Raw genomic sequence first — 22,382 nt, forward strand, 5'->3', positions numbered from 1 at the left:
TCGTGCGGCCTCACTGCCGGGCGCCTTCCTGTTGCGCCGTGATGCAAAATGGCTTTCCGGCTTTGAAGACCACGATTCCCGGCGTGAACCTGTCGAGTCGTTGTTGGCCGATCAGCTGCTCCACGCGGTTGACGAAGTCATCGACGTTCGACATGTCGAGGTCATGCTCCTCGGGAAGCAGTTTCCAGTCCCACCAGCGGATGCTTAGCAAGCGTTCGATCGTTTCCGCCGGGAAACGGTACCGTAAAATCCGTGCTGGCACACCGCCAACGATGGCGTAGGGCGGAACGTCTCTGCTGACGAACGCGTTTCCAGCAATGACCGCCCCATCGCCAACCCGGATCCCTTGCCTGACGATGGCATTCCTGCCTATCCAGACATCGTTCCCGATGAAGGTGCGCGCGGAATTGCCGTGAAAGCGTTGGCGCGAGTCCTTGAAGAACTCCCATTCCTCCCTGCCATCGAAGTACCGCACACCATTGAAGCCGACGGGATGTGACGAAACCCAGTCGAGCGGATGCTCGGCAGGTCCGATGGCGACATTCGCGGCAATGGAACAGAAGCGGCCGATGGTCGCCCGCCTCACCTCAGCGGAGGGTCCCAGATAACTGAAGGCACCGATGGAACAATCCCCGATGATATTGGCCTTCGAGATCCGGCAAGGCGATTCCGCCTCGAATCCCTGGCTGATCTGCCGAACCGAGTCGATGCTGATTCCCATGCCCGCCAGGTGACGGCTTGCCACAGCGGCGTCGTCTGTGAAGACCGGGCTCGCGCTGCAGTCGTGCTTCTGCAGTTTGCTCATGACGGAACCGCCACCTTGGCCCAACGCTTCCATACCAGATTCTTGCTATCCGCGAAGAACTGCGTCCTGTCGCGAAGATACTTGCGATATTTGCGCTCGCCTCCCACCCACCTGACGATCCGTCCCTCGACACGTCGGAAGATCAGCACCGGTTGGGAGACGGTCTTCGCCGTCTCATGAGAGGCTCGGTGAGATTTGACAGAAGCCGTGCTTGCTTGCTGGCGGGTTGCGACCACGCTGTCGCCTTGAGTATTGCTGCTCAGGCAATCGAAACCCTGCCTCCATACCGACGCGTCCCGATCCCGAGGCGAAATCACATACCGCTGCCTGATTCCCCCGAAGGAATCCTCGAAGGCCACGCCGCGCAACAACGCCGCGTCCGCCGGGCAGGGGCGCGTGATGAACTCGCTCATCACGCGGGAAGCCGTGGAGGGGTCGATATGGATGTGCTGGAGCAATTCCCCGTAGCCGCCGCGCAGATCGGCGGCAAACGCCATGGCACCGCGGTGCACTTCCTGTATCAGGAGCCGGCGGGATGCATGCTCGCTCTCCATACGCATCACGGGCACGAACCTGTCTCCCTCCCGCGTCATCCGTTCCAGGCTGCGGTCGGTATGGCAGGTGAGAAACTCGAGCAAGTGTCGGTTGTTGACCAGCGCCGGTGCGTACCCCTGGACAAGATAGTCGCCAAGATATGCAGACAGCCGGTGCCCTTGATGAAGCCACCGTTCGGCACCCTGAAGCGTCGCAAGGTAATACCCGCCCAACGGCTTTCCCAGCAGTGCGCCAAGTGAGCCCTGCATATTGGCCTTCCAGCCGATGTCAACCACCGCGGGCGCGGGTTCGCTGTCGAGATTCTGAGCGGTCAGATACTGCAGATATGGTTCGCGTTCGCCCTCGGCCTTGGCAAGAATCAGATCCTTGATTCCGACACAAAGGTTGGTGAACGCGAGACGCCCGCCCGCACTCGACTCCATGGCAAGGTCTACTGACGCAATTCCTGCGGCTTCAAGCACTGCAGCGGGGACATCCTCGCATCGCACACCGAATCGGTCGCCGAGCAGGTCCGACAGCCGGGCGCCATTGACGAAAGGCTGCGCCGCAACCGAGCGAATATCATCCTCCGTGCGCAGCGCTGCAACACGGGCCGCCCGGCGTGAGGCATAGAGATAGCAATTCGGAATCTCCTCGGACGTGCCGTTGAAGAGCGCCTTGTATACCTGATGCAATAGCCACCCTTCCCGGGCCAGGAAGAACAGCTTCGAAACGCCATCGACCTTGGCTCGCCTCCCCAACCACAGTACGTAGCCAGCAACCAGCGGGCCGAGCGCTGCATATCCCAGCCGGAAGGGACTTCCGGTGAAGAGGCCGTCCTTTTCCGCCGCGCCGCCCGGTGCATCGAAGACGGTTCTTGCGATCAGACCGGCGATCGCGCTTCGCGGGCGCTCGCCCGCGGAAGCCCGAGGATCGAACAGGGTCTTGTAGTGGGGGTTGCCCCGCATCCTGTCAATTGCCCGCAATAGCCGGTATGGCCTCACACCCTTCGCCGCAGCCTGCTCCACGTCTGCAACCTTGTTGTCTCCAACGTGGAACATCTCCTCCGGCTTGCATCCAACTCTGGCGAGTGCCACGTCGTACAGATCGCCGGTCTTCTTCCTTGCGCCGTACTCGCTGGATACAAACAAGTGCTCGTACCCTGCGTACCCGGCCTTGTCGAGAAATTTCCGCACGACCCGGGCTGGCAGGTACATGTCGGAAACAAGCACGATTCGTTTGCCGCTCTCCACCGCGAGCTGCCAGATCCGCCGTCCAAAAGGTCGGACGTCGATTAGCTGATACTCGACGTCCACCTCCAGGTCCATCAGGCGGGCCCGCTCGGCGTCCGACAATCCGTAATGCGCCGAAATCGCGTCATAGATGTCGTCGAACGTGATTTCGCCATCCGGATTCGCCTCACGAGCCGCTATCTCGGCGGCCAGCCGCACGCGGGCGAAATCCTCGAGGCGGCCCGCCGTCATCCTCACCGCCTCGGCTTCGAGCAGCCGGTATGCGTCCGCAGGGACCTCGACCGCCCTGGAAATCAGCGTATCGAAAACGTCGAACGAGATCACCTTGGTGCGCGGGTCACGAATACCGCGCGCTGCCTTTGAAATATCGTCCATCTCGGCGCTGAGCCGTGGACTTGCCTCTTTCACGGACTTCAGCGCGCGCGCCGAGGAGAACTCGCCGAGGAGCTTCTTCTCGTAGCCGGAATCAATTTCCCGGAAATCGCAAAGGAGCTCAAGTCCGGCCTTTCCTGACCGCTTCTTCTTCACCATCGAAGAGAGAAGCTGCAACAGGAAATTCCTGTCCTCGATCACCAGCCTGGCCAGCGGCTGGTGCCGGGACAGGATGAAATCGAGCACATTATCGTATCCGGGCCGGCGATCGCCGGCCATGCGGACAATGTTCTCCGTCGAATACTGTTCGAGAAAGGTGGGCGCGGTGATGTCGATATCCGCATCCCAGAGCATCGCCTGCAAGGCAACCGAGGAGGAACAACTGACCACTCTGCCCACATAGGGCAACAGGTATTGCGAAACCGTCGGATATTGGTCGAAGCAGCGGTCGTACACAAGGTTCGGCCACCGTTGCGCCAGCACCGCGCGAATCTCCTCGTTGATCACCGTGTCCTGGACATGGTTGGAAATGTACTGAGTGACCACAATGCCGCTGCTTGGCTTGGCTTTGTGCATCACGTCGAGCAGCAAATCGAGTTGAGAGGAGTAAGGCGTGTCGGCTCGGAACGCGTAGTGCCCCGACACTTGCAGTGGGAGAAGTACGAGCTCTTCGAACCCGCCGGACAGGACAGCGGCTTCAATGTCGGTGGGTCGAATCTCCGCGAAGGCACTCCTTGCCAGATGGCGGAATCTGTCGACAAGCCCGGGGCTTCCAGCCACTGGCAGCGACGACACGATATCGCTGGCGTACCGGTGGAGCGTGCCGTGCTTGTACAAGCCGACTGGGTCGAAGGTCACCGTTTGCGGATAGGGCGCGCGGCTGAACACGCCTGGCATCTGGTGTACGACGACACTCTCTGGATAGAGCACTTCCAGAAACGGCACCGGGTTTTCCCACAACAGGATTGCATCGTAATGCGATCCGAGCCTGTCCCTCAGGCCGTCCATCAATCGCGGGTACTTGCCCTGCCAGTCGCCGGCGTAGAGTGTCAGCGCCGGATCCTCAAAAGAACCGAGCATGTCAATGACAGCGTCCATGCCGACCGGGATCCGGCGGACATTCGGTACGAGGATGTCGGCATCCGCGCCAAAAGCTTCCGGCACCACGACGTCGACCGAGCAACCGGCCGTGGCAAGGGTATTGGCTTGCGGAGCAAGATGCTTCAGGAAGCAATTCCTGAAGTGGAGGAGACTGCCGTTCGCGCCCCAAGGCGGATTCCAGATGAGTACCTTCATTTTGTCCCTTACAGCCCCAACACGACCTTCGCACTAATGGCAATCTGATAAAGAATCTGGAATACGTCCTTGGCGAACTGTCGCGTCTTCACGTCCACGCGCGGCAGTACCAGGATCTCATCACCAGCCTTGATGTCCGGATCCTGCCGGCCGTCGGAGAAGCTGCCGTCCCGATGCGCGATGATCACGCGCGAGGTATCGGCGTTCTGGGAGAAGCCTCCGGCCTGCTGGATGTAATCCTCCAGATCCATCCCCTTATCGAAGGCGATGGCGTTCGGGAACAGCACTTCGCCGTTGACGATCACCAGTCCATCCTTTACGGGGACGCGAAGGATGTCGCCGTTCTCCAGCAGCAGGTCATTGCGGTTGCTGGACCTGGCGATCAGCGTCTGCCCGGTCGGCTGGATCTTGCGCGCCCGATCGACCCACTGCAGCACCAGCGCGGCCTCTTCGCGACGCAATTGCGCCTCTTCCGCGGTGCCGGAGCGCGCGGTGAGAACGCTCGACTCGAGGCTGCGCAATGCGGCCTGCAGCAGCGTTTTCTGACGCTCGGCGACGCTGAGGCGGAACATCTGGATGCTGTCCGGGTCAGCCTGCGGCGTCATCTGGACCTTGCCGAGCACGTCGCCGATACGGCTGCCATACGGCAGCACGAATTCCTGCGGGCCGAGGTGCTCGCCTTCGACGCGGACCGTAATGGTGCCGGGGCGCTTGTCGGCGGTGAACTCGATTTCGTCGCCGTCCTTCAACACCACATTGGGGGCCTGCGATAGCGGGTAGTACTCGACGTTGCGAACGGTTCCGGTATTGCGGATCACGCGCACGTTGGTCGATTGCGGGAAGGGCTTGGCCAGGCGGACGATCTGCTCGAGGTTCGTCACGTCGCCGGCAAACTCGAAGCGCCTGGCGTTCTCGGCAAGTCCGCTGACCTTGAGCGTCTTCTTGCGAGGCTGCACGAAAATGACATCGCCATTGTTCAGTTGCCGTGAGGCAAGCTCGCCCTTGAGCAGGAAGTCGTAGAGGTTCACCACGGCAAGGGTCTGCTGCCCCCGCTTGATGGCGACATCGAGGAAGGAGCCCCGCTCCGGATCGATACCGCCCGCCTGATCCAGGTAGCGCAGGATGCTGTCGCTGGACGTTCCCGTGTACAAGCCCGGTCGATACACGGCGCCGGTCACGTACACGCGTACCGGCTGTGCGGCAAGCAGGCTCGCGTAGATGGAGACGCGCCCCGCGAACACGCGGCGCATGGCGGCACCGAGCGCGGCTTGCAGATTCTCGTTGGTAATCCCCTGCACGCGGAACGGACCCACCTCGGGCAGAACGATATTGCCGGCCGCGTCGACGGTCAGCACCGTGTCGACGTTATAGCCGTTCCACATGCGCAGCTGGATGCGGTCGCCAACCGAGATCACGTGGCTCGGATTGAATATGGAGGCGCTGTCGCGGCTGAAGGCACCGGTGAAGAGCTGCGCCCCGAACACGTCGCTCGCGAGGTTGGCGCTGTAGTCGTCCTGCTGGGGCACACCCGGCGGCATGTCGGCGCGCGCATCCTGGCCCGGTATCATCTGCGAGCCAGCGTCGGCGTACTGCCGGTCGGCGACGCCTCGCATGCCGGTCGCCGAGGATGGGGCGATCCCGCCTTGCGCCGCCCAGGTGGCATAGTCAAAGCCGGTGGCGTGATTGGTGGTGGTCGTGCGCCCATTGGCGGCGATGCCCGACGACGCATTGCGCGCTGCGTCGGCACCGATGCCGGCGTTGGGCGACCGGGCGGTCTGGGCATGCCCGCTGGCTGCGCCGAACAGGGCAAGCAGCAGCGCGAGCGACAGGGTCTGGAACTTGTCTCGCATCATCAATCCCGGTGATCCTTGATGATGGTCATGACCAGCTCGATCAGGCCGGCGACCATCAAGGTCATCAGTACAAACACCACGATGTTGTAGAAGCGCCGTGGTTGCAGGGGGTATTCCGGTGCGGTTGGCTTCTGCACCACCGCTACGTTCTTCAGCTTGCGGGTCGCCTCGATACGGGCCTTCTCCAGTGCGCCGAGCGCGGTCTTGTAGATGTCCTGGGCGAATTCGGCGCTCGCCTGCAGCCTTTCCTGCTCCTCGACAACGCGGTTCAGGCCGCCCTTGCCCTTGGTCGAGACCATGCGGCTGCGCTGCGCGGCGATCTGCCGCTCGACCGCCGCGATCTGGGCGTCCACCTCGAGGATGGCGGGCGACTGCGCGGTGAAGACGTCCAGCAGCGTGCCACGGCGCACCCGCAGCTCGGCGAGCTCGCCCTCGGCGCGCGCCACCACGCTGGACAGGCTCTCGACATCGCCACGCGGCGACACCAGCCCATTCCTGTTCTGGAAGGCCAGCAGATCCTGACGCGCGGCGATGGCTCGCTCGCCCTGCACCTGCACCTGTTTCTCGATATAGACGACCTGCTCGCTGGCAATGCGATGGGTCATCTCGTTCATGAAGCGCTCGCCTTCGGTAACGAGCATCTGGGCGATCGCCTGGGCCATTTCCGGGGTATAGGCCTGCGCCTGGATCGAGAGCACACGGGAGAAGTCGTCATACTCGATGCTGACGCGCTGCAGGTAATGGCGGTGGAAGCGTTCGAGGGAGGCATCCTCGAACCACATCCTGGACAGCGGATCCCGGGCGCCGTCGCTGTAGTGCGCACGCAGCTTGAACTGGTCGTCGAGCTTGCGCAGCATGTCGACCGAGAGCAGGTATTCGCGCAGCAGAAGCAGGTCCTGCGGAGCCGTATTGCCAACCAGCAAGGAAGCGAAGTCAGAGGTGCTCGCGCCGATGGCATCGCTGCGCTCCACTACGACCTTGGCTTCGGAGACATAGCGGTCGGAGGCGATCAACCCCCAGTAGAGCACGGCGAGCGCGCACAGCACGGCGGCCGCCTGCCATAGCCGGCCCAATCTCAAGAATCGTTTCATACGTTGATGCTTTCCTGGTAGCGATCAAGCGCTTCCTCGACCGTATCGAAGAAGCGCGCTTCGCCGTCATGCAGCCAGATGGCGGAATGGCAGAAGGTCCGCAGCGTGGAGGCGCTGTGCGAGACCATGATCAGGCCGGCCCTTCCGGCCATGTCCTCGAAGGCCCGCTGCGATTTGCGCTTGAAAGCCGCATCGCCAACGGCGGTCAATTCGTCGACCAGGTAGGTGTCGAAATCGAATGCCATCGACATGGCGAAGGCAAGGCGCGAGCGCATGCCGGACGAGTACGTCTTGACGGGATCGTCGAATGCCCCGCCCAGCTCGGAGAAGTCGCGCACGAATTCCAGCGTTCGCTCCAGCTCCTCGTGAACACCGTGGATGCGGCTGACGAACTTGGTGTTCTGACGGCCGGTCAGCGACCCCTGGAATCCTCCTGCCAAACCGAGCGGCCACGACACCCGGCACCCGCGCTCGATGGCCCCCTCGTTGGGCTGGTCGATGCCGCCGATCAGCCGCAGCAGCGTCGACTTCCCTGCGCCATTCGCCCCGATGAGGGCGACTCTGGCATTGGCGGGAATCTCGGCGGTAATGCCCTTGAGCACCCAGCGCGAGCCTCGGTGGTTCCGGTACCGCTTATGGACGTCGGTGATGCGGATCATTGCGCCACCAGTCGCTGGGAATAGCGGGTATGCAGCGCCAGGCCAAGAAACAGCAATACCAGCGCCGAGGTTCCCAGATAGCCGAAACTGACGTGGCTTTCCCCGTGATAACTGGCGAAATATCCGCCCCGCATCAGTTCCAGTCCGTGCACGATGGGATTGAGCAGCATCCACTCGCGCATCGCCCGCGGTACGCCGGAGATCGGATACATGACAGCGGAAAGGATGTACAGCGGCATGAAGGTCAGCCGGATGATGCGTCCCGCCTCGGGCAACAGCGAGGCCAGCACGGAAAACACGAGCGCCATGCCCATGCCCAGAAACCACAGCAGGAACGCCGCTGCCATGACCTGCATTGGATCCGCTGGCACGACATCCACCCCAACCAATGCCAGACCGCCGAGCAGCAGGAACCAGACGATCAGATATAACGAGCCTTCCAGCGCGGCACGGACGATGACGGTATCGACGGGGCGGACCTGCCGGTAAGCGAACAGCGCCGCGTTGGCGCTGATGGCATCCATCCCGCGGCTCGCGCCATTACGCACCAGGAAGAAGCCCCAGACGCCCAGCAGCACGAACACTTCCGCGTTGGCTGCGCCGCTGGCCAGGTGATGGCGGATCGCGCCATACAGCACCATCAGGAAGACGAGATGCGCCGCCGGTTCCAGAAAGAGCCAGAGGGCGCCGGCCCGATCCGACGCAAGGCGAGCGGTGGCCTCGCGCAAGAACAGCGCGCGCCACACGGATAACGCTACGGAAACGTCCGAGCGGACTCGGGTCGCGGTCATGCTAGTTGTCGAAGATATCCAGCACGCCAGCGACCTGGCCTTCGTCATCCAGCACGATCAGTGCGCGAATGTTGCCGTCCCGCATCAACACTTCGGCGTCGCTCAGGCGCGTGCCGGCCGTCACGGTGATCGGGTTGGCGGTCATGAAATGCGATACCGGCCGGGAGAGTGCGGCCGGATCCTTCGCGATCGCGCGGCGCAGATCCCCGTCGGTGAAGATGCCGGCCAGCTGCTCGCCGTCCATCACTACGGTCAGGCCAAGGCGACCGCTGGTCATGCTGTTGATGGCGTCTTGCAGCGGGGCGGACGGATGGACGGCCGGAATGCGCTTGTGCATGACATCCGCGACGCGGGTCAGCAGCTTGCGGCCGAGGCTGCCTCCGGGGTGGAAGCGGGCGAAGTCGAGCGGCTTGAAGCCCCGCAACTGGATCAGCGCGACCGCAAGCGCATCGCCCAGCGCCAGGGTCAGCAGCGTCGACGTGGTCGGGGCCAGATTGTTGGGACACACCTCGCGTTCCATCGGCAGATGCAGGAACACCGTGCTGTGCCGCGCGAGGGTGCTGTTCCTGTTGCTGCTGATGCCGACGATCGCGTTGCCGAAGTCCTGCAGCGAGGGCAGAAGGCGCAGGATCTCTTCGGTTTCGCCGCTATTGGAAATCAGCATGACGACATCGTCGTGACGGATCACGCCGAGATCGCCGTGCAGGGCTTCTGCCGGGTGCAGGAAATAGCTCGGGGTTCCGGTCGAGCTGAACGTGGCCGCCATCTTGCGCCCGATCAGTCCGGATTTGCCCATGCCGCTGACGATCAGCCTGCCACGGCAGCGAAGGATCATGTCGACCGCTGCCTCGATTTCAGTGCCGAAGCTCTGGGCCATCGCTGCAAGCGCTCTGGCCTGCTCCGCCACCACTCCCCTGGAAATGGCAGCGGCTGATTGCCCGACTTCGGCTAGCCCGCGTACTAGCCCTTTGCCGGTGTTCATCGTCTTGTCTTGTTATGGTAGTTGGTCTTTCCGACCTATCTGGAAGGCGCGATGTTAAGCGCCCACCGACCGACTCGCAACAAAAAGTAACAATCGTAACGAGCAATGGAATGTAACTTGCGAGCAACATTGCGGAATTGCGGCCAAATTTCGCTTTCCTCCTCGGATCGACTTCTGGAGAGCTGGATTAGCCACCAGGGGAAGCACGAGGCAAAGTGACGATATATGCTCCCCGCCGAAAACGGTGGCCGACGCCCGCAGCGACCCGCCAGGACGTTCCATAGCGGCTATGTTGCACTGAAACAACAGGTCGAAGAGGGAAAACCCTCTGTCGCGGGCTGCTTGGCACCGTCTTCTTCAAGAAGAGCGGGCGGCATTCTCCGACGTCGAAGCAGGCTGGATGCTGCCCGCCAAGGGTGGTGATAGCGGCCTGAGCGGCCGGTAGGCGATAATCCAGCCTTTGTCCCAGCGAGCGAGCGGCTCAAGAGGCTGTTCACACTGGCGCGAAGGGCCCCTATCCCCCTGGCCCGCTTTCCTACAGCGCTATTTCTTCCCCGCAAGCAACGATGCCCGCATACCGTTCCAAAACCTCCACCGCCGGCCGCAATATGGCGGGGGCGCGCTCCCTGTGGCGCGCCACCGGCATGAAAGACGAAGACTTCTCCAAGCCCATCATCGCGGTGGTCAATTCGTTTACCCAGTTCGTGCCCGGCCACGTCCACCTGAAGGACCTGGGTCAGCTGGTCGCCCGCGAAATCGAGGCGGCCGGCGGCGTCGCCAAGGAATTCAACACCATCGCCGTGGACGATGGCATTGCGATGGGCCATGACGGCATGCTGTACTCGCTGCCGAGCCGCGACATCATCGCGGACTCGGTCGAATACATGGTCAACGCGCACTGCGCCGATGCGATGGTCTGCATCTCCAACTGCGACAAGATCACGCCGGGCATGCTGATGGCCGCCATGCGGCTGAACATTCCGGTCATCTTCGTCTCCGGCGGTCCGATGGAAGCCGGCAAGACGCGGCTGGCAAACCCGGTGACCAAGGCGGTCGAGTTCAAGAAGCTCGATCTGGTGGACGCGATGGTGATCGCCGCGGACCAGTCCTATTCCGATGCCGACGTCGCCGAGGTCGAGCGCTCCGCCTGCCCCACCTGTGGTTCGTGCTCTGGCATGTTCACCGCCAACTCGATGAACTGCCTGACCGAAGCGCTGGGCCTGTCGTTGCCGGGCAATGGCACCATCGTCGCCACGCACGCGGACCGCGAGCAGCTGTTCAAGCGGGCCGGTCGCCGCATCGTCGAGCTGGCACGCCAGTACTATGAGCAGGAAGACGAGCGCGTGCTGCCGCGCTCGGTCGGCTTCAAGGCGTTCGAGAACGCCATGACGCTCGACATCGCCATGGGCGGTTCGACCAACACGATCCTGCACCTGCTGGCGATCGCGCGGGAAGCCGGCATCGACTTCACGATGACCGACATCGACCGCCTCTCGCGCGTCGTGCCGCAGCTGTGCAAGGTGGCCCCGAATACCAACAAGTACCACATCGAGGATGTGCATCGCGCCGGCGGCATCATGGCGATCCTCGGCGAGCTGGAGCGCGCGGGCAAGCTGCATACCGATGTGCCGACCGTGCACGCGCCGACCCTCGGCGATGCGCTGGAACAATGGGACATCGTGCGCACGCAGGACGAGGCCGTCAGGACGATGTACCTGGCAGGTCCGGCGGGCATCCCGACCCAGGTGGCCTTCAGCCAGAATACGCGCTGGCCGAGCCTGGACCTGGACCGCGCCGAGGGCTGCATCCGCTCCTACGAGCACGCGTTCTCGAAGGAAGGCGGCCTTGCGGTGCTGACCGGCAATATCGCGCTGGATGGTTGCGTGGTGAAGACCGCGGGCGTGGACGAGAGCATCCTGGTGTTCGAAGGCACCGCGCATGTCACCGAGTCGCAGGACGAGGCGGTCGAGAACATCCTGAACGACAAGGTCAAGGCCGGCGACGTGGTGATCGTGCGCTACGAAGGCCCGAAGGGCGGCCCGGGCATGCAGGAGATGCTCTACCCGACCAGCTATATCAAGTCGAAGGGGCTGGGCAAGGCGTGCGCGCTGCTGACCGACGGCCGCTTCTCCGGCGGCACCTCGGGCCTGTCCATCGGCCATTGCTCGCCGGAAGCAGCGGCGGGCGGCGCGATCGGCCTGGTTCGCGATGGCGACCGCATCCGCATCGACATTCCCAACCGCACCATCGACGTGCTGCTGTCGGACGAGGAACTGGCGCGCCGCCGCGAAGAGCAGAACGCCCGGGGCTGGAAGCCGGCCAAGCCGCGTCCGCGCAAGGTGTCGGCCGCGCTGAAGGCGTATGCCAAGCTGGTGATGTCGGCGGACAAGGGCGCGGTACGCGACCTGTCGCTGCTGGACGATTGAGGCGGGGGCGGGCCTGCCCCCGCCCTTCCTGCGCGCTACCGGTCACCGAGCCGCGCTTGCCGGGGCCACTGATCCACTGATCTATTCCGGCAGGGGGGCGGACCAGTCCCGGACCACGAATCCGCGGAGGCGATGGAAGGCCCGGTCGCCGTGCATGGCACGACGAGCGCATGCGCTATCATCGCCAATCACTTTCCTGTTCCGGCCATCAGGGGCGCTTGCTCCCGCCTTGCCGGCCTGCACCCTGCCCATGGCGATCTCCCTGCTGACACTGCTGATGGCGTGCGCGTTGCTGGTCTGCGCGACGGTCGCCATTGCCGGCTGGGCACGGCGCGACGATCCGACCGTGCGCGCCTTCCTGCTGCTGGCCATCGGCGCCGGCGTCTGGTGCGGGGGCCGCATGATGGAAATCCAGGCGACCAACCTCGCCGATCGCATCCTGTGGGCGAAACTGCAATACCCCGGCATCCTGATGGTGCCGGTGGGCTGGCTGCTGTCGGTCGTGCGGCTGACGCGTCCGAACCATGTCGCGGGCCATGCCTGGCTGGCGCTGGCACTGGTGATCGGGCTGGCCGGCATGGGGCTGGTGCTGACCAATGAGAGCCACCGGCTGATCTGGTCGTCGATCCAGTGGTTCGGTGGCGAAGGACTGCACACGCGCGCGGTCTTCCGCCACGGGCCGGCCTATTGGGTGCTGGCCGCCTATAGCTACGCACTGCTGGTCTCCAGCTTCTATTTCCTGCTCACGCGCCGGCCGGCGGGCAAGCTGTCGGTACGGGGCCGCAATCTGCTGGTCGCAGGCCTGATGCTGCCGCTGGCCGCCAATGCGGCCTATCTGCAGGGCTGGACTGCTGCCCTGGGCGGCGACCTGACCCCCGCCACCTTCTCGGTGATGGCGCTGCTGGTCTGGGTCTGCGCGCTGCGGCCGCATCTGGGCGATGTCGGCCACTACGCCCGGTTGCGTGTGTTCGACGCGCTGCGCGAGGGCTGCGTGATCGTCGACGACAGTGGCAGGATCGCCGACCTGAACAGCAGCGCGCGGCGGATGCTGCCGGGCCTGCGCCGCGGCGACCCGGCGCCCGGTTCCTGGCAGGCAGGCAGGCCCAATGCCGCCGACACGCCCGACTACGAACTGACGATGGAGCCAGTGCGCAATCTGGATGACCGCGTCATCGGGCGCATCGTCTTCGTGCGGGACATCAGCGCATTCCGCACCCGCGAACATGCGTTGGTCGAAGAGAATTCGAGCCTGGCGGTTCGGCTGAACGAGACCGCCGACAAGCTTTCCCGCATCGAGGGCGATCTCTACCGCGATCCACTGACCGGCCTGTTCAACCGGCGCTTCTTCCAGCGGGAGGCGGCGCTGCTGGTCGCTGCCGCGCGGGAGCGCCGCTCGCCACTGGGTCTGCTGCTGGTCGACGTGGACTTCTTCAAGCAGTACAACGATGTCTATGGCCATTTGCGCGGCGATGAAGGCCTGCGCAGGGTCGGCATCACGCTCGCCCAGATGCTGGACGAGGCCGGCAGCTTCTGCGCCCGGATCGGTGGCGAGGAGTTTGCGGTAGTGCTGCCCGAGGCGGACGCCGCCCAGGCCAGGGCGGTCGGCATGCGCATGCTGCACGCGGTGCGCGCGCTGCAGATGCCGCACGTGGGCGCGGACCCGTCTCATCCCTTCCTGACGGTCAGCATTGGCGCCGTGTCGCGCGTGCCGGAGTCGCCGCTGATCGAAGACCTGCTCTCCGCCGCCGATATGGCGCTGTACGCGGCCAAGCGCGGCGGCCGCAACCGACTGACGATGGCCGACGGCCAGCCGCAGCCGCCCGCGCGGCCCGCCTCCATGCGCCCGCTGGCATGAGAAATGGCCGAACCGGCCTATCACACTACCGCCAACATGGCAATCGGCATTACCTCTTGATATGCGGTATATTTGCGCCTTCGTTTTTTACAATGGGCAACAGCCGGGCCTCCCGGGACGCAATTCATAGTGGTCAAGACAATCAAGGCAGTTTTGCTTGGCGTGGTGCTGTCGTTCACGGCGCTGTCGGTCCAGGCACAGGAAGCGAAGAAGGTCGATGTCGTGCTGATCGGCGGTGGCATCATGAGTTCGACCCTGGGTGTATGGCTGAAGGAACTCGAGCCCGAATGGTCGATGATGATGATCGAGCGGCTCGACGGCGTTGCCCAGGAGAGCTCGAACGGCTGGAACAATGCGGGCACGGGGCACTCGGCGCTGGCCGAGCTGAACTACACGCCGGAAAAGCCGGACGGCAAGATCGATATCTCGAAGGCGATCGCCATCAACGAGTCGTTCCAGATCTCGCGCCAGTTCTGGGCGCATCAGGTCCGCAACGGCGTGCTGCAGAATCCGCGCTCGTTCATCAATTCCACCCCGCACATGAGTTTCGTCTGGGGCGATGACAACATCGCTTTCCTGAAGAAGCGCCACGCGGCGCTGCAGGCCAGCCCGCTGTTCCGCGGCATGAAGTACTCGGAAGACTACAACGAGATCAAGCAGTGGGCGCCCCTGATGATGGAGGGCCGCGATCCCGCCCAGAAGGTGGCCGCGACGTGGTCGCCGCTGGGCACGGACGTCAATTTCGGCGAGATCACCCGCCAGTTCGTCGGCCATCTGCAGAAGCAGCCGGGCTTCACCCTGGCGCTGTCCAGCGAGGTGCGCGACATCAAGCGCAATGCCGACGGCAGCTGGCGCGTGAGCTACGCGAATACGAAGAACGGCGGCCCGGCGCAGGACGTTGACGCGAAGTTCCTGTTCATCGGTGCAGGCGGCGGCGCGCTCCATCTGCTGCAGAAGTCGGGAATTCCCGAGGCGCAGGAGTACGGTGCGTTCCCGGTGGGCGGCTCGTTCCTCGTGACCGAGAACCCCGACATCGTGAACCAGCATATGGCCAAGGCCTACGGCAAGGCGTCCGTCGGTTCGCCGCCGATGTCGGTGCCGCACCTGGACACCCGCGTGCTCGATGGCAAGCGCATCATCCTGTTCGGACCGTTCGCGACCTTCTCGACGAAGTTTCTGAAGAACGGCTCCTACATGGATCTGCTCACCAGCACCAACCTGCACAACGTCAAGCCGATGGTTCGCGTCGGTATCGATGAATTCCCGCTGGTCGAGTATCTTGCCGGCCAGCTGATGCAGTCGGACGACGATCGCTTCAATGCGCTGAAGGAGTACTTCCCGAATGCCAACAAGGCGGACTGGCGCCTGTGGCAAGCCGGCCAGCGCGTGCAGATCATCAAGCGCGACGAGCAGAAAGGCGGCGTGCTGAAGCTGGGCACGGAGATCGTCAGCTCGCAGGACGGCACCATTGCCGCACTGCTCGGCGCCTCGCCGGGCGCATCGACCGCCGCGCCCATCATGCTGTCGATGCTGGAAAAGGTCTTCAAGGACAAGGTGGCGACGCCGGCCTGGCAGCAGAAGATTCGCCAGATCGTGCCGAGCTATGGCACCAGGCTCAATGCCAGCCCGGAGAAGGTCCAGCAGGAATGGGACGACACCAGCAAGGCGCTGCAACTGGCGCCGCCGCCGCGGATCGACCTGTCGCCGGCCGGCACCAGCGGCAATGCGCCGGCGCGGCCGAACAAGGCGGCCGTTGACATGGCGCTGTAAGGATTGGGGCCCCGCATCGAAAGCCACTGGGTCCCCGCTTTCGCGGGGACGACGGCACGTTGACAGCAGTCTGAGGGCTGGCCGGGAGGCCAGCCCTTTTTCATGGCGCGGCGCGAGGCGGGTCCGTCATGCCACCGGCTGGCCACCGTGCACCGGCGCCCCAGCCTGCGGCATCCCGACACTGAGGATGGTGCTGTCGGTGGAGTTGGTAATGAAGACGGTCCGCCCGTCGTCGCCGCCGAAGCACAGGTTGGTCAGCGACGCCCCGGCCGGACCGCGAATGACTTCGACCGGCTCGGCGCGGCTGTTCAGTACCCAGACGTAGCCCAGGCCCGGATTGGCGACCAGCAGATGGCCGTCGGATCGCATTGCCAGCCCGTCCGGGCCGCTCGGCCCATAGCTGGTGAAGAACTGGCCGACCTTGCTGACCGAGCCATCGCGCTGCAGCGGCATGCGCCAGACGCAATTGGCCCGCGTCATCGCCACGTACAGCACCTGGCCGTCCGGCGACAGCACCAGTCCGTTCGGACTGGGGGCGTTGGACAGCAGCATGTCCAGGCGCCCATCCGGCGACAGCCGGTAGACGCGTCCGGTCGGATCGTGCAGGCCGGTCTGGCCTTGGTCGGTGAAGTACAGGTTGCCGCGCGCGTCGAACATCAGGTCGTTCAGTCCGCGGAACCGCTCGCTGTTGCGGCGCTCGAGCCAAGGGCGCACGTTGCCGCTGGCGACATCGAGCAGCATCAGGCCGTTGCGGTAGTCGGTGATGATGAACTGGCCGTCGGCCAGCCGCTTCATGCCGTTGGGCTCGCCGTCATACTCGGCGACCTGCTCCCATTCCCCGCTGGCCGAAATGCGGAAGATGCGGCCGAACGGAATGTCCGTCACCCACAGGTAGCCGTCGGCCCATACCGGGCCTTCGAGGAATGCCTCGATGTGCTCGCCGCCCCGGTTGGCGTTCGCCCAGTCCGACGCCACGCCACGGCGGCGGAAGCGGTCCGGCATTGACGAGAAGACGGTGGCGTCGCGTACGGCGGGCGGATTCAGTAGATACATGCTTGCGGTCCTCCTGGTTCGGCGAGCGGGGGCGCGGGGCACTCGCGCTCGCCCGCCTGCCGGCCCGCTCATTGTTTCTCGATATTGGCCTTCTGCGCCACCGGCGCCCATTGGGCAGTTTCCTTGCGAATCAGCTCGGCAAAGTCCTTGCGATCGAGCTGACCGGGCTTCGAGCCCATGTTGGCGAGGAACGACTGGATATCCTGCGACTGTACCGCCTTGTGGACGGCGGCTTCCAGCTTCGCGACGACTTCCGGCGGCGTTCCTTTCGGCGCGGCGAGTCCAGACCAGTTGAACAGGCTGAAGTTCTTCACGCCGGCCTCGGCGAAGGTGGGCACGCCTGGCATCGCCGCAACGCGTTCCGCGCCGCTGATGGCCAGCAGACGGATCTGCCTGCCGTTGACCTGCGCGAGCACGCTGGCGGTGGACAGCAGCAGCACGTCGACGCTGCCGGACAGCAAGCCGACCATCGCTTCGCCCGCGCCCTTGTACGGCACATGCATCATCCTGATGCCGGCGGCCTGCTGGAACGCCTCCGCGGCGAGATGCGGCGCGCTGCCGGCCGTCCTGGCGGCGCGGGCGGCCGCTAGTCCAGCTGGACGATCTGCTGCTCGATGGTGCGGGCCAGCGTCAGCAACGGCCGGGCCAGCACCGCTTCCACGCTTGCGGCGTCCTGCTGGGTAGAGACACTGACGTTGAGTACATGGATGCCGTAGCCAGCCATGCGCAGCGGCGTGGCGATGGCGACCACCTGCGGCTGCCACGCCGCCACGCAGTAGCCGGTCGTGCGCACCGCCTGCACGGCCGCGGCGATCTCGCCCTGCAGCGCTGCCCAGCCGCGCCCGCCATGGCGGGCGGCGAGCGCGGTCATCCGCATGCGGAAGGACTCGGGGTCCAGCGTGGAAAGGTAGGCGCGGCCGAGCGAGGTCAACGCGATCGGGATGCGCTGGCCGCTGACGACGGTGCGCAGCGACTGCCGCCGGTTGTAGCGGAACGACTCGAGATAGACCATTTCATCGCCATCGGGCACCGCCAGACCGACGTTGATCCGATGGCGCATCGCCACGTCCACCATCATCGGCGTGGCCACCTTGAGCACCGCCGAGCCGTCGCGCATCGCGTGCGCCATGCTCAGAACCGGCACGCCCAGGCGGTACGCGCGATGCTGCGGCACATATTCGAGCATGCCGCTGTCGATCAGCGACTGGGTCAAGCGGCTGACGGTGGAGCGCGACAGCCCGGTGCGCTCGGCAATCTCGCTGTTGCCCAGCATCGAGGAGCCGGCGCGGAACGCCCGCAACACCGCGATGCCGCGTTCCAGCGAACGGTTGGGAGTGGCCTTGCCCTGTCCGGGCTTGAGGCGATCGGTCCTGGGCAGGAGGGCGGGCATGGCAGGAAACGCAGGACGAAGCGGAGTCGGTTCGCTGCAATGCTACCCCAGCGTTGCCTTGCCGGCCGCTGCTACCGGGCGGACAGCACCGCCACCCCGTCGGCCGCCACCACCCCCTGCCCCTGCGGCAAGACGAAGACCGGATTGATCTCCGCCTCCTCGAGCCGCTCGCCCATGGCAACCACCATGCGCGAGAACGCCACGATGGCGTCGGCAAGCGCATCCACATCGGCCTTCGGACGGCCGCGGTAGCCCGTCAGCAGCGGCGCGGTCTTGAGCGCGCCAATCATCTGCATGGCGTCATCGCGCGTCAGCGGGCGGCCGGGCGCCAGCAGGCGCAGCGTGGTGTCGCCGATCAGCTCGGCAGTGACGCCGCCCATGCCCAGCAGGATGGCCGTGCCCAGCGCATCGCGATGCATGCCGAGGATGACCTCCACGCCGCCCCTCACCATTTGTTGCACGAGGAAGCGGTCCGGCACGGTACCGGTGGCCGCGCCGACTTCCTGCGCCATGCGCGCCATGCGGTGCTCGATATCCTGCGGCCCGACATCGACCGCCACGCCGCCAACGTCGCTCTTGTGGGCGATCTGCGCCGACAGGATCTTCAGCACGACGTTGCCGCCGAACTGCCCGGCGGCGTCGCGCGCCTGGCTGGCGTCGTGCACCACCGTCTCCCTGACGACCGGAATGCCGAAGCGGGCAAACAGCGATTTCGCGGCGGCTTCGTCGAGGGAGCCGCTGCCGAACTGCGCGAGGTCCGGCAACGGTTGCGGCGACGAAACGTCGGCAAGCGGGCTTGCCCCTGCCCTCGCCTGCTTGGCGCGCAGCATCGCGTCGAAGGCGACGGTGCAGGCCTCGGGTGCGGAGAACGCCGGCACGCCGTTGCGGTTGAGCAGCGCCGCCACGCCGGGCGCGTGCGGGCTGACGTAGGCGACGACGGGCTTGTCGCTATGCGGCAGGCAGTCGCCAATCGCGTTGGCCATCAGGTCCGGCATCGCCAGCGCCGAGGAGCCGACGATCACGGCGATGGCATCGTAGCTGGGGCTGTCCAGCAGGATCCGGATCGCCGCGCGCAGCAGGTCCGGCTGCAGGCCGGCCAGCGTGACATCGATCGGGTTGCGGTCCAGGGCCGCGTGGTCGCCCTTCTGCAACGCACGCAGCTTTTCCGCGGTCGCTTCGTCGGGCGCCGGGGTTTCGAAACCGGCCACGCCCAGGCTATCCGACACCAGCGTGCCGGCGCCGCCGGTCGAGGTCAGGATGGCGATGCGCTTGCCGCCCAGGGTGCGCCCGGTCGCCAGCGCCGCCGGCATGTCGAGCAGGTCGGCGAAGGTCTGCGCCCGGATCACCCCGACCTGCTCGAACAGCGCGTCGTACATGCGGTCGGCGCCCGCCAGCGCGCCGGTGTGCGACACCGCGGCGCGCGCGCCGCTCTCCGAGCGGCCGATCTTGTACGCGACCACCGGCTTGCCGGCCGCGGCTGCTTTCAGCGCCGCCCGGCGGAAGGCGTCGGGATTGCGCACCGCCTCCACATAGAGCGCGATCACGCGGGTCGCCTCGTCGTCGGCCAGGTAGTCGATGAAGTCGGCCAGATCGAGATCGACCTCGTTGCTGGTCGACACCAGCTTGGACAGGCCGATGCCGCGCGCCGCCGCACGCGAGAGCAAGGCGCCGAGGATGCCGCCGCTTTGCGACACCACGCCGATGCTGCCGGTCGGAAAGTGGTCCATCTCCAGCGCACCGCTGGCCGACAGAGGGATGTTCTCGGTCAGGTTGACCAGCCCGATGGTGTTCGGCCCGAGCAGGCGCATGCTGCCTGCCGCCTCGACCAGCTCGGCCTGCCGGCGCGCGCCCTGCGCACCGGTTTCGGTATAGCCGCTTGCCAGCACAATGGCGGCACCGGCGCCCCGTGCGGCCAGCTCGCGCACCGCCAGATGGGCGCGTTCGGCCCCGAGCAGCACGATGCCGACATCGGGCACCTCCGGCAACGAGGCGATATCGGGGTAGCAGCGCAGCCCGTCGATCGAATCGACCTTGGGGTTGACCGGGTAGATCGCGCCGCCGAAGCCGTGCTTGCGCAGGTAGGCGACCGGACGGCCAGCGGTCTTGGCCGGGTCCGCGGACGCGCCGATCACGGCGACGCTGCGCGGGGAAACGAGGCGATGGATGGCGCTCATGGTTTCAGGCCTTGTCCGCGGTCTTGTTGAGGAAGGCCAGCACCGACTCGCGATGTTCGGTGCTGGTGTAGCAGATGCCCTGCGCCTGGCTGCCCTGGCCGAAGACCTGGTCCGCCGGCAGCTCGAACGACTGGTTCACGATGCTCTTGCCCAGCGCGATGGCGGTGGCCGAGCCACGGCTCAATTCCGCGGCCCAGGCCAGCGCGTCGGCGATCAACGCCTCGGGCTTGCTGAGGCGATCGGCGATGCCCAGCGCCAGTGCTTCGGCGGCATCGACCTTGCGCCCGGTGAACACCAGCTGCTTGGCCATCGACAGGCCGACGCGACGCGGCAGGAAGTACATGCCGCCACCGTCCGGAATCAGTCCGCGGTGGATATAGGACCAGACGAACGATGCCGACTCGGATGCGAGCACGAAGTCGCAGCACAGCGCGGTGTCCGCGCCGAGGCCCGCCGCAGCGCCGTTGACCGCCGCGATGGTCGGCTTGGGCATGGTATGCAGCAGCTTGACCGTATGGTGCACGCGCTGCTGCCGGCTCCAGCCGTTGAAGCCGACCTCGCCCTGCGGTGCCTCCATGCGCCGCTGCATGCCCGCCACGTCCCCGCCGGCGCAGAAGCCCTTGCCGTTGCCGGTCAGCACCAGCGCGCGAATGGCCTTGTCCGCGGCGACGCGCTCGAGCGCATCGATGAACTCGGCGCGCATCTCGTCGCTCATCGCGTTGCGCTTGTCGGGACGGTTTAGCGTCAGCAGCGCGATGCCGGCTTCGACCTTGAGTTCGATGAGGGAATACGTTTGCATGATGGGATCCTGATTGCGAATCGGTTGCGCAAGGGGGCGCCGCGCTCAGTCGGCGGTGATGTTGGCTTGCTTGATGACCTTGCTCCAGCGCTCGCTCTCGCCCTTGACATAGCGTCCCAGCTCCTCGGGCGTGCCGGCGCTGATGGCCAGTCCTTCCTGCTGCGCGCGCTGGCGAAAAGCCTCGGACTGCACCGCCTTCCTGGCCGCCGCGTTCAGGCGCGCGATCGCCGCCGGGGGCGTGCCGGCCGGCACGAAGAGGCCATACCAGCTGTCGGCGACATAGCCCGGTACGCCGCTCTCGGCAACGGTCGGCACCTTGCTGAGCGCCGGCGCCTGCGAGCGCTGCGCGGTGGTGACGGCCACCGCGCGCAGCCGGCCGGCTTCCAGATGGGGGGCCACCGACGCGGCGGTGGCAAACATCACGTCCACCTGGCCGCCAAGCAGGTCGGTCAGCGCGGGGCCGGCGCCACGGTACGGGATGTGGATCATGTCGACCCCGGCCAGATTCTTGAACAGCTCGCCGGCAAGGTGGGCCGAGGTGCCGGCCCCCATCGACGCATAGCTCATCTTGCCGGGCTTGGCCTTCGCCGCCGCGACCAGATCCTGCACCGTGCGGATCGGGCTGTCCGGCTTGACCACCAGCACGTTGGGCGAGCGACCGACCAGCATGACCGGCGCAAACGCCTTCTCGGTATCGAACGGCAGCTTCTTGTGCAGGCTCGGATTGGTGGCATGGGCGATAGTGGCCATCACCAGCGTGTAACCGTCCGGTGCGCTCTTGGCGACCATGTCGGTGCCGATGATGGTGCCGCCGCCCGGCTTGTTGTCGATGACCACCGGCTGGCCGAGATCGTCGCCCATCGTGGTGCCCATGGCGCGGGCAATCAGGTCGGTGCCGCCTCCCGGGGCGAACGGCACCACCATGCGGATGGGCTTGTCGGGGTAGGCTGCCAGTGCCGCGCGCGGCGCGGCCGCTGCGATGGCGAAGGGAATGATCGCCGCCGCCAGGCGGCAAAGGAAGATGCGAGGAATCGATGTCATGTCGTGTCTCCTGGTGGTTGCGATGCCTCGGTAGCTCCGGGCCCGGCGCCTCTTTGATGAGGACAGCATAGCCCCGGCCGGTCGATCGCACACCCTTCCAATTCCATTCCATGGAATTTACCCCCGACCGCGCTCCGGCGGCGCGCAAGGCGCCCGGGCACGGCATGGGCGAGCTGGCCCGTTGGCCGAGGCCGCAAAGGTGCTGGCCGGACGCGGTCGGCGTCGCCTTGGCGGCCAT

Annotated in this window: 15 protein-coding genes and 1 pseudogene; 3 read left to right on the top strand and 13 right to left on the bottom strand. The window is 65.4% G+C overall.

Going from position 1 to position 22,382, the window contains the following annotated elements; all coding sequences use genetic code 11:
* Positions 1–10: 10 nt before the first annotated feature.
* The 7 genes from K6V06_RS02475 to K6V06_RS02505 form a co-directional block, all read right to left on the bottom strand.
* Positions 11–805: a CatB-related O-acetyltransferase gene (locus K6V06_RS02475; protein ID WP_222240007.1), complete on the bottom strand. Its 795-nt coding sequence runs from the start codon at positions 803–805 to the stop codon at positions 11–13.
* On the bottom strand, positions 802–4,260 hold the full coding sequence (locus tag K6V06_RS02480) for an HAD-IA family hydrolase (RefSeq protein WP_222240008.1): 3,459 nt from the start codon (positions 4,258–4,260) through the stop codon (positions 802–804). Before K6V06_RS02480 ends, K6V06_RS02475 begins: the two co-directional genes overlap by 4 nt.
* 8 nt (positions 4,261–4,268) lie before the next feature.
* Positions 4,269–5,798 carry an SLBB domain-containing protein gene (locus K6V06_RS02485; RefSeq protein ID WP_255581574.1) on the bottom strand — a complete coding sequence of 510 codons (1,530 nt, stop codon included), beginning with the start codon at positions 5,796–5,798 and terminating at the stop codon, positions 4,269–4,271.
* Between the two features lie 314 nt (positions 5,799–6,112).
* Positions 6,113–7,204, bottom strand: a complete 1,092-nt coding sequence (locus K6V06_RS02490) for a chain-length determining protein (RefSeq protein ID WP_222240009.1) — start codon at positions 7,202–7,204, stop codon at positions 6,113–6,115.
* Positions 7,201–7,863, bottom strand: coding sequence for an ABC transporter ATP-binding protein (locus K6V06_RS02495; RefSeq protein ID WP_222240010.1), 663 nt, complete (start codon positions 7,861–7,863; stop codon positions 7,201–7,203). The genes K6V06_RS02490 and K6V06_RS02495 overlap by 4 nt, the downstream gene beginning before the upstream one ends.
* Complete coding sequence (locus K6V06_RS02500; protein WP_222240011.1) at positions 7,860–8,654, bottom strand: ABC transporter permease; 795 nt, start codon at positions 8,652–8,654, stop codon at positions 7,860–7,862. Before K6V06_RS02500 ends, K6V06_RS02495 begins: the two co-directional genes overlap by 4 nt.
* 1 nt (position 8,655) lies before the next feature.
* Complete coding sequence (locus tag K6V06_RS02505) at positions 8,656–9,636, bottom strand: SIS domain-containing protein (protein WP_222240012.1); 981 nt, start codon at positions 9,634–9,636, stop codon at positions 8,656–8,658.
* 566 nt (positions 9,637–10,202) lie between these two features.
* On the opposite strand from K6V06_RS02505, the gene ilvD reads away from it, so the two are divergent.
* From ilvD to mqo, 3 genes are all read left to right on the top strand, one after another.
* Positions 10,203–12,062: a dihydroxy-acid dehydratase gene (gene ilvD, locus K6V06_RS02510; protein WP_222240013.1), complete on the top strand. Its 1,860-nt coding sequence runs from the start codon at positions 10,203–10,205 to the stop codon at positions 12,060–12,062.
* A gap of 250 nt (positions 12,063–12,312) precedes the next feature.
* A complete protein-coding gene (locus tag K6V06_RS02515) occupies positions 12,313–13,917 on the top strand; it encodes a histidine kinase N-terminal 7TM domain-containing protein (RefSeq protein ID WP_222240014.1) in 1,605 nt (534 codons plus the stop codon).
* A 141-nt stretch (positions 13,918–14,058) separates the two neighbouring features.
* Entirely contained in the window at positions 14,059–15,687 is a 1,629-nt protein-coding gene (gene mqo, locus K6V06_RS02520) for a malate dehydrogenase (quinone) (protein ID WP_370637380.1), read from the top strand.
* A 126-nt stretch (positions 15,688–15,813) separates the two neighbouring features.
* On the opposite strand, the gene K6V06_RS02525 is transcribed toward mqo, so the two are convergent.
* The 6 genes and pseudogenes from K6V06_RS02525 to K6V06_RS02550 all read right to left on the bottom strand — a co-directional run bounded on the left by K6V06_RS02525 (position 15,814) and on the right by K6V06_RS02550 (position 22,144).
* Positions 15,814–16,740: an SMP-30/gluconolactonase/LRE family protein gene (locus tag K6V06_RS02525; protein ID WP_222240016.1), complete on the bottom strand. Its 927-nt coding sequence runs from the start codon at positions 16,738–16,740 to the stop codon at positions 15,814–15,816.
* Between the two features lie 68 nt (positions 16,741–16,808).
* Positions 16,809–17,297 (bottom strand): annotated as a pseudogene (locus tag K6V06_RS02530) (tripartite tricarboxylate transporter substrate binding protein); the annotation flags it as partial.
* 29 nt (positions 17,298–17,326) lie between these two features.
* On the bottom strand, positions 17,327–18,130 hold the full coding sequence (locus tag K6V06_RS02535) for an IclR family transcriptional regulator (protein ID WP_222240017.1): 804 nt from the start codon (positions 18,128–18,130) through the stop codon (positions 17,327–17,329).
* A 71-nt stretch (positions 18,131–18,201) separates the two neighbouring features.
* Positions 18,202–20,304 (bottom strand): acetate--CoA ligase family protein, encoded by a 2,103-nt coding sequence (locus tag K6V06_RS02540; RefSeq protein WP_222240018.1) that lies wholly within the window; start codon positions 20,302–20,304, stop codon positions 18,202–18,204.
* Between the two features lie 4 nt (positions 20,305–20,308).
* Complete coding sequence (locus K6V06_RS02545) at positions 20,309–21,103, bottom strand: enoyl-CoA hydratase/isomerase family protein (protein WP_222240019.1); 795 nt, start codon at positions 21,101–21,103, stop codon at positions 20,309–20,311.
* Positions 21,104–21,148: 45 nt separating this feature from the next.
* A complete protein-coding gene (locus tag K6V06_RS02550) occupies positions 21,149–22,144 on the bottom strand; it encodes a tripartite tricarboxylate transporter substrate binding protein (RefSeq protein WP_222240020.1) in 996 nt (331 codons plus the stop codon).
* Positions 22,145–22,382: the final 238 nt, after the last annotated feature.

The organism is Cupriavidus sp. AU9028 (assembly GCF_019795295.1).
Classification (GTDB): domain Bacteria; phylum Pseudomonadota; class Gammaproteobacteria; order Burkholderiales; family Burkholderiaceae; genus Cupriavidus.

Excerpts from the sequence above, each read along its gene's own strand:
- K6V06_RS02525 (WP_222240016.1), bottom strand. The coding sequence starts at position 16,740 with ATGTATCTACTGAATCCGCCCGCCGTACGCGACGCCACCGTCTTCTCG.
- K6V06_RS02480 (WP_222240008.1), bottom strand. The coding sequence starts at position 4,260 with ATGAAGGTACTCATCTGGAATCCGCCTTGGGGCGCGAACGGCAGTCTC.
- K6V06_RS02545 (WP_222240019.1), bottom strand. The coding sequence starts at position 21,103 with ATGCAAACGTATTCCCTCATCGAACTCAAGGTCGAAGCCGGCATCGCG.
- K6V06_RS02515 (WP_222240014.1), top strand. The coding sequence starts at position 12,313 with ATGGCGATCTCCCTGCTGACACTGCTGATGGCGTGCGCGTTGCTGGTC.
- K6V06_RS02490 (WP_222240009.1), bottom strand. The coding sequence starts at position 7,204 with ATGAAACGATTCTTGAGATTGGGCCGGCTATGGCAGGCGGCCGCCGTG.
- K6V06_RS02495 (WP_222240010.1), bottom strand. The coding sequence starts at position 7,863 with ATGATCCGCATCACCGACGTCCATAAGCGGTACCGGAACCACCGAGGC.
- K6V06_RS02485 (WP_255581574.1), bottom strand. The coding sequence starts at position 5,798 with ATGCCGCCGGGTGTGCCCCAGCAGGACGACTACAGCGCCAACCTCGCG.
- K6V06_RS02535 (WP_222240017.1), bottom strand. The coding sequence starts at position 18,130 with ATGCCCGCCCTCCTGCCCAGGACCGATCGCCTCAAGCCCGGACAGGGC.
- K6V06_RS02505 (WP_222240012.1), bottom strand. The coding sequence starts at position 9,636 with ATGAACACCGGCAAAGGGCTAGTACGCGGGCTAGCCGAAGTCGGGCAA.
- K6V06_RS02475 (WP_222240007.1), bottom strand. The coding sequence starts at position 805 with ATGAGCAAACTGCAGAAGCACGACTGCAGCGCGAGCCCGGTCTTCACA.
- K6V06_RS02500 (WP_222240011.1), bottom strand. The coding sequence starts at position 8,654 with ATGACCGCGACCCGAGTCCGCTCGGACGTTTCCGTAGCGTTATCCGTG.
- K6V06_RS02540 (WP_222240018.1), bottom strand. The coding sequence starts at position 20,304 with ATGAGCGCCATCCATCGCCTCGTTTCCCCGCGCAGCGTCGCCGTGATC.
- ilvD (WP_222240013.1), top strand. The coding sequence starts at position 10,203 with ATGCCCGCATACCGTTCCAAAACCTCCACCGCCGGCCGCAATATGGCG.
- K6V06_RS02550 (WP_222240020.1), bottom strand. The coding sequence starts at position 22,144 with ATGACATCGATTCCTCGCATCTTCCTTTGCCGCCTGGCGGCGGCGATC.